Consider the following 14,845-nt stretch of genomic DNA (forward strand, 5'->3'; position numbering starts at 1 on the left):
TATATTAATAAAATTTTCTTAATTTATTTAAAGATGCATTAAGTTCGAACCCTAAAAGTAACAAATTTGCATTGAGCCAAATATATAGCATTAAAATTAACATCGCTCCTATTGACCCATATAATTCATTATAATTTGAAAAATTGTCGATATACAATCCAAACAAATAGGTAGTGACAATAATTAATAAGGTAGTCATTATCGCGCCCGGTGAAAAAAACTTACTTTGCCTACCTTCCGACGTACCAAAAAAGAACAAAGTTGCTACAATATTGAATATCATCAATACAAACAAAGCATATCGACCTATGTTTAACCACCAAACACCATCATTGACCAAACCATAGGTTTTTAATCGATCTATCAAATACGAAAAGTATAAGGTTCCTATAACTGTAATTAACAACAAAGATGCCACAATTAAGGATACTCCTAAGGCTACAATATATTGTCTAAAAAAGTTTCGGTTTAATGTTACGTGATACGAATACTCAAATCCAGAAAAAACAGCATTGACACCATTAGCCATTAAGAGAATAGAAAGAATGAATACGGTTGATAATAATGTACCTCTTTTCTTTGAAGCAATATCAGAGAATACACTTTCAAAAAAGGCTTTGGATTGATCGGGCAAAGCATCATTTATAAATTCATAAAATTTAAGATCAAAATCTTCTATAGGGACGTATGGAATCAAGTTTAGAAGAAATAATAAAAAAGGAAAAAGCGACAAAAAGAAGCTCCAAGAGATCGCACTTGCTCTGGCTGAGAATGTACCTTTTACGATTCCCAGGAAGTAAATTTCTAGCAAGTCGTATAATGATAAGCCATCAAGACCAGGTAAAATTACTTTCTTTAGTATTTTTACTACTGACTTAATTACAGGTATCTTATTTAATTTTTCTTCTAAGTTTGTAGCCATCTACACCGCTTTTAAACTAAGGTCTAGATTGTACACAGAATGTGTTAAGGCCCCACTGCTGATATAATCTACACCGCACTCTGCATATTTTCGAATGGTGTTTTCATTTATACCTCCACTAGATTCTGTTAAACACTTATTTCCAATCATCTCCACGGCTTTTCTGGTATCCTCATAAGTAAAGTTATCAATAAGGATGCGATATACGCCCTCAGATTTTAGAATCTCTTGGATCTCCTCCAGATCTCTAGCTTCGACAATAATCTTAAGATCGCGTTCATTCTCTTTCAAATAAGCTGTTGTCTTTTCGATAGCTTTGGTAATGCCTCCGGCAAAATCGATATGGTTATCTTTAAGCATAATCATATCATATAGCGCAAAACGATGATTTTCTCCACCGCCTATCTTTACCGCCCATTTTTCAAGCGCTCGGATACCTGGTGTTGTTTTCCGGGTATCTAACACTTTAGTGGTTGTACCCTCTAAGAGGTTTACAAAATGTTTTGTTTTAGTAGCGATAGCACTCATGCGTTGCATTGCATTAAGCACCAAACGTTCTGCTTTTAGTATAGACTGGGATTTACCCGAAACATAAAAAGCGATATCGCCATGAGTTACTTCTGTTCCATCCTCCAATAGTATCTCCATTTGCATTGTGGGATCAACATATTCAAATACTTTCTTTGCAAATTCAACACCAGCCAGTATACCTTCATCTTTAACTAATAACTTTGCTTTACCGATGGCTGATTCTGGTATACAAGCTAAGGAGCTATGATCGCCATCACCGACATCCTCTCTTATCGCATTTTTGATGATCATTTCAATTTCTTGGTCAAACTGAGCTTTGCTTATCATATTGAATAGTTATTTTTGCTAAAGTAAAAAAAGATGATCTAAATAAATATGAAAGATCAAGAAAGAAAAGCGCTATGCACATAAAACTCTTAGCTATAGGTAAAACTGATGATAACTCTTTACAATTACTCATCGACCAATATACCAAGCGGCTCGCTCACTATATAAAATTTGACTTAGAGGTCATTCCTGATCTGAAAAAAACCAAAAATCTATCAGAGGCTGAGCAAAAGGATAAAGAAGGTAAATTAATTTTGTCAAAAATTACCCATAGTGATGGCGTAGTGTTATTGGATGAACGAGGTAAACAATTTACGTCCGAAAAATTCGCTGATCTGCTACAAAAACATATGAATAGTGGTATTAAACAATTGGTTTTTATCATTGGAGGGCCCTATGGCTTTAGTGATGAACTATACCAAAGGGCGAACTCCAAAGTTTCCTTATCCCTGATGACGTTTTCGCATCAAATGATCAGACTGTTTTTTGTAGAACAATTATATCGCGGTTTTACCATATTACGTAATGAACCTTATCATCACAGATAATTATAATTTAATCTGTTGCAGATTATATTCATTTATGATCAGTTGTGGTATTTTTTCCACTCTAACTGGATAATAAGCAATCACATGCTCTTCTTCATCCCTGACTATGGTAAGTTCTGATTGTTTACTTAAATCATCAGTAAACATATTCCAGCTTTTTAAGCGATCTCCAAGCTGTAATCCTGCCTTCTTAACGGGTGAGTTCTCTTTTATATTGGTTACAATTTTGGTATCGCGTTCATACGCAAACCCTTTATCATAAATTTTTGCTTCAGTATTGTATTGCAGGTTAAAATCAGTAAACATTTTTGCTAAATTAGGTAACTGCCCTTCCTCAATGTGCTTGGTAAAAAAAGAAGTCATATCCTCATTGAGGTATTTATTGGCTGTAGTAATAAACAAACTAGCATTAAGCTTTTTCCCTTGTCGTGCTTCCGCTAAAAGATCTTTCATTACATTACTAAGACTATATACATTATCAGATTCCTTTTTAATTTTCAGGTCCAATAGAAAAGCAAACACAGCTCCTCTGTAATATGGTAATTTTTCATATCCCTTATTTGACCAAAAATTTTCGTAAGTAATCTCGCTATTTGGCTGCTCCGCAACGGGTGAAGTATATAAGTTCTTAAAAAGGGTGTTCATTTCATCTATAAAATAGCGTTCATCCTTCTGCATAATGGAGTTTTTAGCAATATTTTTATAGGTAAGATATTCGGTAAATCCTTCGCTAAACCAATATTGTGCTTCCTCTTTTTCATTTTTGATAGCAGCCCCAATCCAATTATGCATCAGCTCATGGTTAAATAAATATGCTAGTTGGTCTATGGAAGTTTCTGTATTATTAGAAACCGTTGTGGCAAAGGAATTCGTTAAACCAGTACCTCCAAAACTACTACCTTGCTCCATCGGAAAAGGGAGCATAGTGACCGTAAAATAGGGTTGCGAGTGATCCGCCCAAAAATTACGTTGCGCTTCCACAGTGTTTTTTAATACATCCATTACCTTTTGATCTTCAAAAAGCACCCACGCTCCTCTGGTCGCTAAAACCAACTCATTATCCTTAATTTTCTTTGTATAAATTCTAAAATCACCTCCTACAAAAATTGCCATATGAAATTTCTCTATAGCCAGGTTTTCTAGGTGCTGCTCTCGCTGTCCAGTTCCAAAACTATTGTGAATCACAAAATCATTAGGAAAATCTAACCATTGTATGGTTACCGATAAGGTATCTTTATCCTCTATTCGCTCAGGCACCATAAACAAATTGTGGGCAAACACGTGAAAGTACTTTTTATTAATTATCGGCCTATAACGCCCTGCATTGCTAATTTCACCTTCGGTGTCCTGCTTTACTGCATAAGAGAATTCTAGTTCCTCCAAGCCCGGTTGGTGTTTAATTTCAATATAACTGCTATCGGGTTGCACCGTTATTTCAGCATCTTTTGTCAACACCTTCATATCTTGTAGTACATCAAAGAGACTTTCTTCTCCCCAGGCATTATTTTGATAATTCATTCGTGTAATGCCCGAGTCACCTGCTTTTAATCGCATAGTGATGTGCAACAAAGGCTTACCGTCCCTTTCCATAGGGCGGACCGAATAAATCAGTTGATTCTTTTGTAAAGGTGTATCGGTATCATTTGTTTGACAATTATATAACATTAAGCAACAAAGGATAGCGACTAAAATAGTTTTGATTGATTTCATAATGTATTGATTTAATGATTGATGATTGTTTTAACTAAAAGAGTAGCTCAGAAATCCGTTTATTGAAATCGTCATTCTGCTATAGCAAAAGTCAATCCGACTCCTCTGACGCTCTGGATACTTATTTTTGGATCTGCCTTAAAATATTTACGAAGCCTGCTGATAAAGACATCCATACTTCTACCTGAAAAGAAATCATCGCTACCCCACAGCTGCTGTAACAAAACTTCTCTACGTATCATTGTATTTTTGTAGGATAGCAAATATTGGATAAGTGCTGTTTCTTTTTCAGTTAATCGTTGTACTTCATCATCTCGCTGTAATACTTGGTTTTTTATATCAAACTCAAACGATCCAATAGCCAACTTATCCACTTCGTTGTGGATGAGCGTGGTTTGTGTAGCTCTTTTGATTATATTTTGCAATTTGAGGACTAAAACATCCGCTTCAAATGGTTTTACGATATAATCATCCGCACCAAGTTTTAACCCTCTTATTTTATCTTCTTTTAGCTTCTTTGCGGTTAAAAAGATAAAGGGAACCTCTGGGTTAAGTTCGATAATTTTTTCCGCAAGAGTAAAGCCATCCATCTTGGGCATCATAACATCCAACACACAAATGGTGTAGCTGTTTTCAGCAAATAGCTGAAATGCCTCCTCACCATCCTTTGCCCAAGTAACTGCGAAATTATGTAACGCTAAATATTGTTTTAAAATACTTCCGAAATCAAAATCATCTTCTGCTAATAAAACTTGATGCTTCATAATTATCGTTTTGGTAAAGTGATGGTAAATGTTGTTCCTTCTGTTAATGTACTAGTTACTCCTAGTTCGCCCTGATGTGCTTTGATTACTTGCCAGGCATAATATAAACCGAGCCCCAGGCCTTTTACCTGGTGAATATTCCCTGTTTGAACGCGATAAAACTTATCAAATATACGTTCTTGTTCCTTTGGTGAAATTCCAAGCCCATTATCTGTAATCGATATGTGATAGTTTTGCTTATCTTCAATTACATTCACCGAAATTCTAACCACATCTTTTCCGTATTTCACCGCGTTTTCTAGGATATTGAGCAACACTGTGGTCATCAAAAAAGCATCAAAGCTTACCTTCATTTCTCGTTCTTCGGCAACCCATTCAATGGTAACACTATTCGCTTCATTTAGTAAGCTAAAATCTTCAATAATCGTTGTTATAAAAGGAACAAGACTTACTTCTTCATAATTTAGTTCTAGCTCTTCAGCACCAATTGTCTTTTGTAATACCTGGTCTACAATACGATGCAAGCGATTGCTTTGTCTATCGATAATTGCAATTGTATTTTCTAGGGCTTCTTGATGATGAAGAACCTCTTTGTTATGCAAACTTTTTGAGGCCACTTTTAACGTAGCAAGCGGCGTTTTCAACTCGTGCGTAATATTATTGATAAAATCATTGCGCATTGTTGCGATCTTCTTCTGGCGGAGTAAGGTGCTAAAAGAAATGTAAAATAATCCCACTACAAACACCAATAATACTATGGATATTGCAAATATGCCTATCATTTGAAGTAGCACTTCCTTTTCCCAATTCGTAAGGCTCACATAATCCCCAGTTATTATTTCCACATCAAGGCTTCCATCAATTCCCAATGCCTTTGCATCATTTTTGTCATATTTGGAAAACCATTTTCCGGTACTCAGCAACACTTTTTCTTTATTTGATTGATTGCTTCCCAGATAAAGATTAGTATTTGTTTTTGCACCACTATAGACTGTATCTACAGGGAGTTCATTATCATATAAAATAATATCCTGAATTTCTTTTTTATAACTAATCCGGTGGGTAATTTCTGATTCTTCAAATACTTCTTGTAATAGAGTTATGAATTGTGCATTAATACTATCTGTTTTTGTTTTTATGGCTTGGACGACTTCTTTTTTAGTATTTACAGTATTTTTATAAGTTGCAAGATTTTGGATGATGCTTAAGTACCAAGCTTCATTCAGCTGTTGTATTTCAGGAACATCATTGAGTGCATCTATGCTGCTTTTTAGATCATCGACAAATACCTGCTTCTTTAATTGATAGGTATTGTATAGTAAATACCCCTGTATAAGACATAATGCAATAAAGGAAACGATGGAAATACTGATTAAATATTTAATTCTATTTGTTTTCATACCTATTACATAATGCGGCAAGTACCTTAGTCATAATTACACAACTGTTCGTTTTTTGATATACCAAAAATAGGAACAAAAGCCTTGTAACCCTACTTATTACTTACCGTTAACCGTTCATTAACCTAGATTGTTAGCTTTAAAACCATAATTGGGCACCTACACGGGTTTATGTTAATACAAAAATTTACTGATTTAATGTGTACATTTGTTCGGCAAATAAGTTTCCTATATGATATCCTTTTTAAAATTAATCAGAATTGATAACCTATTACTATTGGTCCTGGCTCAATTTGTAATAAAATACGGGATGTTAGTACCTTTTCAAGTACCCTATGCTTATAATGGACTTGGATTCAGCATGTTGGTTGTAGCATCCGTTCTGTTATTGGCAAGTGGTACTTTAATCATTAGGATCTATAACAAAGAACTCACTCCATTTAAAATCTCCGAAAAGGTAGCTTTTCGCTTGTTTTTGCTTTTTAATAGCTTGGGGGTTGTCTTAGGTTTTTACCTATCCAATTTGGCAGAAAAACCAGGGTTTGTTGCCTTCTTTATTATCGCTTCGGTACTATTTTATATGTACGCAGTGTATCTAAAGGAAATTATAGTAGTCAAAAATATCACAATTGCCTTTTTAGGGGCGCTAGGTGTTTTAGGTATAGGTGTTTTTGAATTGGTTCCTATGATTATTCCTGCTACCCAGCAAACTATTATGGTATCCTTTTCGATTATTTTAGACTATGCTATTTTTGGTTTTCTACTGATTCTAGCTCACGAAATTAGTAAAGATTGTGTTCACCTGGACAGAGACCATAATCTTGGTATGAGAACCATACCCATCACTCTTGGTAAAGATAGAAGTCTTAAGATCATTGCCCTTATCGCACTTATTGCTATTGGGGCTGCTGTTTACTACATCTACAGCTATTTGTTTGCCAATAGTACAGCGGTTATTTTAGTATTAGCTACGGTTGTCGCTCCATTAATTTATCTGATCATTAAATGCTTTAATGCGGAGAAGGTGAAAGCATTTCGTTTTATGGCTGCTTTGGTAAAAATGATCATTTTAACCACTTTGCTAAACATCCTATTTTTTCAATTCATTATACTTTAATTATGACAAGGGATTTTTTTGCGGATTATGAAATTATTCTTGCCTCAGGATCTCCAAGGAGACAACAGTTTTTTAGAGACCTTGGTATACCAGTTACTGTAGATGTTCGAAAAGTAGATGAAGTTTTTCCTGAGCATTTAAACGGTGCAGCGATCACGGATTACCTGGCCAAATTAAAAAGTGAGGTTTTTTCGGACATACAACCCAACCAAATTGTAATTACCAGTGATACTATTGTATGGTTCCAGAAAAAAGCAATGAATAAACCGGGATCGCACCGAGAAGCAAAAGAGATGATCCAACGGTTATCTGGTCATACCCATCAGGTAATTACCTCTGTGTGCTTTACCACACATAATGACCAAAAGATTGTTAATTATACTACCGATGTAACCTTTAAGAATCTCAGTGAAGATGAAATTGACTATTATGTAAATAATTATCATCCTATGGATAAAGCTGGCGCCTACGGAATTCAGGAGTGGATAGGACTCATCGGAATCACCGAAATTAAAGGTAGTTATTTTAACGTGGTAGGATTACCAACACATCTTGTTTATGAAACGTTAAGAGCTATGGTTTCTTCCTAGCTTTATTGTACTTTGTTTATAAAGCTAAGAAAATTAGGTACCTTGTTCTCAACCTATATCATCAGGAGTAACAAAGGCACTTGTTTTACTAAAAACTTTTTATGCTATGAAACAAATTACATCGGTTGTCTTGACTATTTTTCTGATCAATAGCATCATAGGTTGCAACCCTTCTAATACAACATCAAATACTAATACGGATTCACAAGAGGTAAGTGTTGTAGAAAAGACTAAAGAATCCCCTTCACAAGCAAAAACATATCAACCTACATCGGCATTTAAGAAGTATTGGTATAGCGGTGCAGCAGAAATCACCTCCTATGATTTAAGACAAGCACGATATGGCGAAATTAGAGAAGGTAAAGCAGTGCTGATCTTTGTTACCGAAGATTTTTTACCCAAAGTACAGGTTAAAGCAAACCAAAGATCTGGCAATACGATACCTGTTTTGAAGCTCAATGCCACAAAAAACTTCAATACCGGAATTTATCCTTACAGTATCATGCAAAGCACCTTTTATCCCATACAAAACAATCAGCACGCCATAAAAGTGTCTAGCAGTATTCAGGAATGGTGCGGGCAGGTTTATGCCCAACTCAATACTAGAGATCAATTTGAAGTTACTTCGCATTCTTACTTTGAGGGAGAGGCAGATCAAAAATTTAGTCTGGATACCAACGTTTTAGAAAATGAACTTTGGACCAAAATAAGAATAGCCCCAAATAGTTTACCAGAAGGCACACTACAAGTGATCCCTTCACTGGCCTATACTAGATTAAAACACAAACAAATTAAAGCATATGAGGCAACGGCTACCATAACCCGAAAAGACAGTGTAAGCATATACACCTTAGATTATCCAGAATTAAAAAGAACACTAGCCATATCCTATAGCACTCAATTTCCACACACCATAGAGGGTTGGACAGAAACTATCATTAGCGGTTTTGGTAATAATGCTACAACCTTGACCTCTACTGCAACGAAGCTTAAACGCATTAAAAGTCCGTATTGGACAAAAAATAGTAACAAAGACGAATATTTACGAAACGAATTAGAACTACAATAAAATAAAACTCAGATGAAAAAATTATCGGAAGACGAAATACAAAATAAATTAAAAGATCATAGTGGTTGGCATTATGAAAACAATGCCATACACACCTCTTTTGAATTCAATGATTTTAAAGATGCCTTTTCCGTAATGAGTCGAATTGCTTTTGAAGCCGAGGCAGCACAGCATCACCCAGATTGGACCAATGTGTACAATAAATTACACATCACGCTATCCACACACGATGCTGATGGAGTAACAGAAAAGGATCTTGCATTGGCAGCCATCATTGATAACATTATAGAAGGAGATTAAAACAGTTATGGCGTTGCCAGGATCTCGATAATTATCGAGATCCTGGCCGGGCTATACGCTACAATGCCGATCACAGCCTTAGGCTGCTCCGGGATTTTCACTACTATCCCTAACGCAGTGAGAAGTTTTATACCCAAGCACAAAACATTTGTTCTTCATTGGGTTTCTCTTTATGTTTGTACTTATTAAAAATCAAGCTTTATATTATGGGAAGAGCTTTTGAATTTAGAAAAGCAAGAAAAATGAAACGTTGGTCTGCGATGGCCAAAGCATTTACCAGAATTGGTAAAGATATCGTTATGGCGGTTAAAGAAGGAGGACCAGATCCCGATTCTAATTCTAAACTGAGAGCTGTTATCCAAAATGCTAAGGCAGTTAATATGCCGAAGGATAATATTGAAAGAGCTATAAAAAGAGCTTCCGATAAATCACTGGGTGATTATAAAGAAGTTCTTTTTGAAGGTTATGCACCCCACGGTATAGCGATCTTAGTAGAAACCGCTACGGATAACAATAATCGAACAGTGGCAAACATCCGTTCTTATTTTAATAAATGTGATGGTAACCTGGGTACCTCTGGTTCTGTAGAATTTATGTTTGATCATACATGCAATTTTAGGATCAATGCTGAAGGTATCGATCCCGAAGAACTAGAATTGGAGTTTATTGACTTTGGTGCCGAAGAAGTGTTCCTTGATGATGATGGTATATTAATATATGCGCCCTTTGAAAGTTTTGGTGCGATCCAAAAAGAATTAGAAGAGCGCAATATCGAAATACTTTCTTCAGGATTTGAGCGTATCCCACAAGTAACCAAAAAATTAACCCCAGAGGAAGCTGCCGATGTTGAAAAGTTACTAGAAAAAATTGAAGAAGATGATGATGTACAAAACGTATATCACACCATGGAAGAAAGTTCTTCGGACGAAGAGGAATAACAATCATAAAATAGTATAAACAAAAACACCCGAAAATAAGACTCTCGGGTGTTTTTGTTTTTATTGTCAATTCTTATTCTAAATCAGGATCAAAACTATTTGCTGGTACTTTACCTTTCACTCCTTTGTAATAGGCATACATAAACTTCATATCAGCTTCTTGATCATCCGTTGGATAAAATGGATCCGAGATTTTACAACATTTGTTACCAAAATCAAAGGCTACCATCACTATAGGTACTTGTGCCGCCTTAGCAATATGATAAAATCCTGTTTTCCACTCTGTAACTTTTTTTCTAGTCCCTTCAGGAGCAAGTGCCAAACGTAGCACCTCTTTATCCTCAAATAATTGTGCAATAGCGTCGACTTTATTTTGTCCAGGGGTTCTATCCAACGGGATTCCTCCTACCTTTTTAAAATACCAACCAAAAGGCCATTTAAAAAGCTCCTTTTTTCCTAAAAAACTTATTTTTAAATCAATAATCTGCCGTATTAAAATCCCAATAGTAAAATCGTGCCAACTGGTATGAGGCACTACAATTACTACGCACTTTTTGGTGGTTGCTGGATCAAAATGACCTATAATCTTCCACCCTAAAATCTTGTGAAATATAAATGAGGAAAGCCATTTCATTACATCATATTTTTTTTAGTTTAAAGAGACAAATATAACTCTCTTAACACCTGCTCATTAACCTTATCTCTCCACTGTTTACCCAATGCATTTTCCCATAGCGGTTCTAAACTTAATGCTACGGATATCATAGTGTTCAATTGTTCATCGGTTAGGTTTGCACATAATCCTTGTGGCAGCTCAATGTTGTGTTTGGCCTTCATTTCCTTAAACAAACGCACGCCTTCAGGATAATACTTCCCTAACTTATCAAAAACAATACAGTTTCCAATACCGTGTTTAGTACCCAAAACATAAGCTAATCCATAACTCATCGCATGGGCTACGCCAACCTGACTGTACGCAATACTCATACCTCCGTGCCACGAAGCCATCATCAATTTAGCATCAGCTTCTTCTTTTGGTAAGGTATCCGATAAGAAAATCTCTTTGCATAGATCCAAGGCCTTTTCACCATAACTTTGACTAAAGGCGTTTAAATACGTTCCATTTAAAGACTCTATACAATGAATATAACAATCCATACCCGTATAAAACCACTGATCCTTAGGTACATCTTTGATGAGTTGAGGATCCAATATCACCTGGTCAAAGGGTGTATAGTCTGAATTGATTCCTAATTTGCGTTCCGGTCCGGTCAATACTGTAGTTCTTGACACTTCGGCCCCTGTTCCAGAAATTGTTGGAATACCTACGTGGTACAAGGCTTTATTGGGCACTAAATCCCAGCCTTGATAATCCGAAGCACTGCCTGGATTTTTTAACATAATCGCTACAGCCTTAGCTAAGTCCAAAACTGAACCACCTCCAATACCAATAACTCCACTGGGTGCAAATTTATATTCCTTTTTTATTTGAGCTACAATAGCATCTACTTGTGCTGTTTTGGGCTCTTCTTCCGTGGACACATAAACTACCGTATCCTGCTGCTGTAGTGGCAATCGATCCTCAATAAGCTGCTTTTGTGTCTTAAAAACACTATCTATTAAATAGATAAATGGTGCGGTTTCTTTGCGCTGCCCTCCAATAATTTCATCGATTTGATCAAATGATCCTGCACCAAATACTACTCTAGGTACCATAGGAAAATTCTTATGCTGTGTAGTAGTTTTTTTGGTTTCGATAACTGCTCCTTCTTGTATCAAAAGATTTTCTTTGTTAATTAAACGAATTGCTTTTTCTAAATCTTCTGGGGTATCGATTTCTACACCTTCGTGGTGCGTTTCCACCATTTTAATATTCTTACCATACTCCAAGTATCGGATACACTCAATTTTTTCTGAGGCCTCTAACGATCGCATCGGTAAATGATAAAAATCTAAAATAGCTTGTTTTCTAAACGCATAAATTCCTTTATGCTTATAATATACGTGATTTATTTCTTTATCCCTAGGAAAAGGTATGGGAGAGCGCGAAAAATAGAGTGCATAATTATCCTTGTCTACAATAACTTTAACACTATTAGGATTCACAATCTCATCCCAATCACTCATTGGTGTCATTAAACTGGCCAAATCAATCCTATCCGCATCTTCTTCTTCAAAAACTGCTAATACTTTTTCGAGACTTTCTTTCTCTGTAAACGGTTCATCCCCCTGTACATTGACCACTATGTCTATATCCATATGCTCCACAGCCTCGGCAATTCGATCGCTGCCACAAGAATGTTCTTTAACACTCATTATGGCTTTACCTCCTTGAGCTACAATTTCATCATAGATGATCTCACTATCGGTTACGACAAATGTTTCATCAAACAAACCTGTATTAGTGGCTGCTTCATAGGTTCTTACAATGACCGATTTTCCGCCCAGGTTCTGCATTAATTTACCAGGAAAACGAGAGGCGGCATATCGTGCCGGAATCATGGCTATAGTTCTAAGCTTTTTTCTACTCAAGATGTATTACAATTTTTAGTGCCGCAAAATAGGCTTTTTATGATGATTTTTTAATTGATCTGCTAAACAGTTTTCGATAAATTTTTCTTAGTACCAAAAATAAAACGATAACTAAGCAAAGTGCTAGTAAAGGCAAGAATACCGAAACTAATGACAAGGTAGTTGCAATGCCTGTTTCAGCTGTAGCTACTAAATTGTTGGCAATACCTCCAGTAGTTGCGGTAGAAGAAAGTCGGGTAGCTCCCATGGCACTTTTCACAGTTGCTGCTGTTCCTCCACCGGCAATAATTGCCAAGCCCCAGGTGATCACCGGATTCAATTCAGTTACCGTAGATACCATAATTGCGGTTCCTGCAATAGTGGCTAAAGGAATAGCAATCGTATCCAAGGCATTATCAAACCAAGGAATGTAATAGGCTAATATCTCTACAAGTGTGGCAATAGCAAATATCCAAATGGCTAAAGAGGAGCCAATCCACTGCCAACTATCATTTAACGGTAAGATATCGTAATAGCCAGCTATACTCAATGCTAGTAATGGTAAGAACACCCTAAATCCAGCAGAAGCAGCTAATCCTATACCTAGACAAATACTAATAACAATTTCTTGCATAGTTAAATATACTAGTTTTCTACAAAAAAATCATTTTTAAACCCGATCAGGTATAATTTCTTTCGTGCTCTGGTGATTGCTGTGTATAGCCATCGTAGGTAATCTCTAGAAATACCATCTGGTAAATACGGCTGTTCTACAAAAACGGTATCCCATTGCCCCCCCTGAGATTTATGACAGGTTATGGCATACGAAAACTTTACTTGTAGCGCATTAAAGAATTTATTGTTCTTTACCCCTAAAAACTTTTTATAATTTGAGCGTTCGGAGGCATAATCCTTTTGTACCTCTTGATATAACTTATTGGATTCTTCATAACTTAAAGAAGGCGTCTCCGAAGTCAGTGTGTCTAAAAGCAATACCGTTTCAAAAGGTTTTTGATCTGGGTAATCGACCATGACTACTTTTACTTCTGCAAATTTAAAACCATACAATTCTTTGACTGCAAAGATCTCTAATACCTTTATAATGTCTCCATTGGCGATAAAGCCAGCTTCACTCTTATTATCCAACCAAAAATAATTATTCTTTACGACCATCAAATGGTCACCGGCAGACAATTCTTCTTCTTGAAAAAGAATTCGAGATCGTATTTGCTGATTATAAATATTGGCGCGCTTATTAGATCGCAATATAATAACAGACTCTTCGTGACCCTGTGTATGGTAGGCGTCGTTAATTGCGTCCATAATTTCGTGTCCATCCACCAAACGGACAACATCAGTAAAAGAGCTAATATTGAATTTGAAATCATCATATATTTGATCATTTAACAGCTCTCTTAATTCTGTGGCATTCATCAATATACCACTATCTTCTGCCTGGCGCACTACTTCATCCAACTCTATTTCATCTACGGTTTTATTAAAACCTAATGCAAGCTTATCCGCGTCTAAGGCCGGACTAACTTCTAGTTTTACCGGAGGTAACTGTGCCGTATCTCCGATAAATAATAATTTGCAGTTATAACCAGAATAGACATACATCATTAAATCATCTAACAATGACCCATTTTCAAAGAGTTTGCTTTCTGTTGGTGCATCTGGTATCATTGAAGCTTCATCAACGATAAATATTGTGTTACGATTTTTATTTTGCTTGAGTTGAAACGCTACTCCACCTGATTTATCCTTCTTAGGGTAATAAATATTCTTATGTATGGTTTGTGCGTGCCGACCAGCATAACTACTAATTACTTTGGCAGCCCTACCGGTAGGTGCTAATAAAATAGATTTCAACTGCACCTTCCTCAGGTTGTTCACCAAGGTACCGATCAAGGTTGTTTTACCTGTACCTGCATATCCTTTGAGTAAAAAAAGTGTATCTTTAGTATCCGATAATAAAAAATGAGATAACTTCTGCAGTACCAAATCCTGCTTTAGTGTAGGTTCAAACGGAAATTCTTTTTTGAGTAATTGATAAAATTCCGTTTCCTTCATAGACTTTAACATTTTAATAATAGTGCCTCAAAAATAAGGGTTCTA

Annotated in this window: 15 protein-coding genes and 1 pseudogene; 6 read left to right on the top strand and 10 right to left on the bottom strand. The window is 36.0% G+C overall.

Features of this window, described 5'->3' with window-relative positions:
* Positions 1 to 4: 4 nt before the first annotated feature.
* Together EV197_RS15690 and nadC are read right to left on the bottom strand one after the other, a co-directional pair.
* A complete protein-coding gene (locus tag EV197_RS15690) occupies positions 5 to 922 on the bottom strand; it encodes a YihY/virulence factor BrkB family protein (RefSeq protein ID WP_130287752.1) in 918 nt (305 codons plus the stop codon).
* Positions 923 to 1,780: a carboxylating nicotinate-nucleotide diphosphorylase gene (nadC, locus tag EV197_RS15695; RefSeq protein ID WP_130287753.1), complete on the bottom strand. Its 858-nt coding sequence runs from the start codon at positions 1,778 to 1,780 to the stop codon at positions 923 to 925.
* Positions 1,781 to 1,854: 74 nt separating this feature from the next.
* Between nadC and rlmH the strand changes: the two genes are divergently transcribed.
* Positions 1,855 to 2,328: a 23S rRNA (pseudouridine(1915)-N(3))-methyltransferase RlmH gene (rlmH, locus tag EV197_RS15700; RefSeq protein WP_130287754.1), complete on the top strand. Its 474-nt coding sequence runs from the start codon at positions 1,855 to 1,857 to the stop codon at positions 2,326 to 2,328.
* Here the strand turns inward: rlmH and EV197_RS15705 are convergent, their stop codons facing one another.
* From EV197_RS15705 to EV197_RS15715, 3 genes are all read right to left on the bottom strand, one after another.
* Positions 2,329 to 4,038, bottom strand: a complete 1,710-nt coding sequence (locus EV197_RS15705) for a M1 family aminopeptidase (RefSeq protein ID WP_130287755.1) — start codon at positions 4,036 to 4,038, stop codon at positions 2,329 to 2,331. It abuts the gene before it with no gap.
* A gap of 71 nt (positions 4,039 to 4,109) precedes the next feature.
* Positions 4,110 to 4,802, bottom strand: a complete 693-nt coding sequence (locus EV197_RS15710) for a response regulator transcription factor (RefSeq protein ID WP_130287756.1) — start codon at positions 4,800 to 4,802, stop codon at positions 4,110 to 4,112.
* Between the two features lie 2 nt (positions 4,803 to 4,804).
* Entirely contained in the window at positions 4,805 to 6,202 is a 1,398-nt protein-coding gene (locus EV197_RS15715; protein ID WP_130287757.1) for a sensor histidine kinase, read from the bottom strand.
* A 232-nt stretch (positions 6,203 to 6,434) separates the two neighbouring features.
* Here EV197_RS15715 and EV197_RS15720 point away from each other — a divergent pair, with 232 nt between their 5' ends.
* The 5 genes from EV197_RS15720 (at position 6,435) to EV197_RS15740 (ending at position 10,216) form a co-directional block, all read left to right on the top strand.
* On the top strand, positions 6,435 to 7,319 hold the full coding sequence (locus EV197_RS15720) for a UbiA family prenyltransferase (RefSeq protein ID WP_130287758.1): 885 nt from the start codon (positions 6,435 to 6,437) through the stop codon (positions 7,317 to 7,319).
* A 2-nt stretch (positions 7,320 to 7,321) separates the two neighbouring features.
* Entirely contained in the window at positions 7,322 to 7,909 is a 588-nt protein-coding gene (locus EV197_RS15725) for a Maf-like protein (protein WP_130287759.1), read from the top strand.
* A gap of 106 nt (positions 7,910 to 8,015) precedes the next feature.
* On the top strand, positions 8,016 to 8,978 hold the full coding sequence (locus EV197_RS15730) for a septum formation inhibitor Maf (protein ID WP_130287760.1): 963 nt from the start codon (positions 8,016 to 8,018) through the stop codon (positions 8,976 to 8,978).
* 12 nt (positions 8,979 to 8,990) lie between these two features.
* A complete protein-coding gene (locus EV197_RS15735) occupies positions 8,991 to 9,278 on the top strand; it encodes a 4a-hydroxytetrahydrobiopterin dehydratase (RefSeq protein ID WP_130287761.1) in 288 nt (95 codons plus the stop codon).
* A 206-nt stretch (positions 9,279 to 9,484) separates the two neighbouring features.
* Positions 9,485 to 10,216, top strand: a complete 732-nt coding sequence (locus tag EV197_RS15740; RefSeq protein ID WP_130287762.1) for a YebC/PmpR family DNA-binding transcriptional regulator — start codon at positions 9,485 to 9,487, stop codon at positions 10,214 to 10,216.
* A gap of 73 nt (positions 10,217 to 10,289) precedes the next feature.
* On the opposite strand, the gene EV197_RS15745 is transcribed toward EV197_RS15740, so the two are convergent.
* From EV197_RS15745 to EV197_RS15760, 5 genes and pseudogenes are all read right to left on the bottom strand, one after another.
* Positions 10,290 to 10,850 (bottom strand): 1-acyl-sn-glycerol-3-phosphate acyltransferase, encoded by a 561-nt coding sequence (locus EV197_RS15745; protein WP_130287763.1) that lies wholly within the window; start codon positions 10,848 to 10,850, stop codon positions 10,290 to 10,292.
* Between the two features lie 20 nt (positions 10,851 to 10,870).
* Positions 10,871 to 11,932 (bottom strand): iron-containing alcohol dehydrogenase family protein, encoded by a 1,062-nt coding sequence (locus EV197_RS17260; protein ID WP_242610757.1) that lies wholly within the window; start codon positions 11,930 to 11,932, stop codon positions 10,871 to 10,873.
* Between the two features lie 81 nt (positions 11,933 to 12,013).
* Positions 12,014 to 12,718, bottom strand: a pseudogene (gene kdsB, locus EV197_RS17265) (3-deoxy-manno-octulosonate cytidylyltransferase); the annotation flags it as partial.
* 67 nt (positions 12,719 to 12,785) lie between these two features.
* On the bottom strand, positions 12,786 to 13,361 hold the full coding sequence (locus EV197_RS15755) for a DUF4126 domain-containing protein (protein ID WP_130287764.1): 576 nt from the start codon (positions 13,359 to 13,361) through the stop codon (positions 12,786 to 12,788).
* An 11-nt stretch (positions 13,362 to 13,372) separates the two neighbouring features.
* Positions 13,373 to 14,800 carry an ATP-dependent DNA helicase gene (locus EV197_RS15760; protein WP_130287765.1) on the bottom strand — a complete coding sequence of 476 codons (1,428 nt, stop codon included), beginning with the start codon at positions 14,798 to 14,800 and terminating at the stop codon, positions 13,373 to 13,375.
* Positions 14,801 to 14,845 lie beyond the last annotated feature (45 nt).

It is taken from the genome of Aquimarina brevivitae (genome assembly GCF_004216895.1).
Taxonomy (GTDB): Bacteria; Bacteroidota; Bacteroidia; order Flavobacteriales; family Flavobacteriaceae; genus Aquimarina; species Aquimarina brevivitae.

Coding starts and splice junctions, on each gene's coding strand:
- EV197_RS15690 (WP_130287752.1), bottom strand. CDS start 922: ATGGCTACAAACTTAGAAGAAAAATTAAATAAGATACCTGTAATTAAG.
- nadC (WP_130287753.1), bottom strand. CDS start 1,780: ATGATAAGCAAAGCTCAGTTTGACCAAGAAATTGAAATGATCATCAAA.
- rlmH (WP_130287754.1), top strand. CDS start 1,855: ATGCACATAAAACTCTTAGCTATAGGTAAAACTGATGATAACTCTTTA.
- EV197_RS15705 (WP_130287755.1), bottom strand. CDS start 4,038: ATGAAATCAATCAAAACTATTTTAGTCGCTATCCTTTGTTGCTTAATG.
- EV197_RS15710 (WP_130287756.1), bottom strand. CDS start 4,802: ATGAAGCATCAAGTTTTATTAGCAGAAGATGATTTTGATTTCGGAAGT.
- EV197_RS15715 (WP_130287757.1), bottom strand. CDS start 6,202: ATGAAAACAAATAGAATTAAATATTTAATCAGTATTTCCATCGTTTCC.
- EV197_RS15720 (WP_130287758.1), top strand. CDS start 6,435: ATGATATCCTTTTTAAAATTAATCAGAATTGATAACCTATTACTATTG.
- EV197_RS15725 (WP_130287759.1), top strand. CDS start 7,322: ATGACAAGGGATTTTTTTGCGGATTATGAAATTATTCTTGCCTCAGGA.
- EV197_RS15730 (WP_130287760.1), top strand. CDS start 8,016: ATGAAACAAATTACATCGGTTGTCTTGACTATTTTTCTGATCAATAGC.
- EV197_RS15735 (WP_130287761.1), top strand. CDS start 8,991: ATGAAAAAATTATCGGAAGACGAAATACAAAATAAATTAAAAGATCAT.
- EV197_RS15740 (WP_130287762.1), top strand. CDS start 9,485: ATGGGAAGAGCTTTTGAATTTAGAAAAGCAAGAAAAATGAAACGTTGG.
- EV197_RS15745 (WP_130287763.1), bottom strand. CDS start 10,850: ATGAAATGGCTTTCCTCATTTATATTTCACAAGATTTTAGGGTGGAAG.
- EV197_RS17260 (WP_242610757.1), bottom strand. CDS start 11,932: ATGGTACCTAGAGTAGTATTTGGTGCAGGATCATTTGATCAAATCGAT.
- EV197_RS15755 (WP_130287764.1), bottom strand. CDS start 13,361: ATGCAAGAAATTGTTATTAGTATTTGTCTAGGTATAGGATTAGCTGCT.
- EV197_RS15760 (WP_130287765.1), bottom strand. CDS start 14,800: ATGAAGGAAACGGAATTTTATCAATTACTCAAAAAAGAATTTCCGTTT.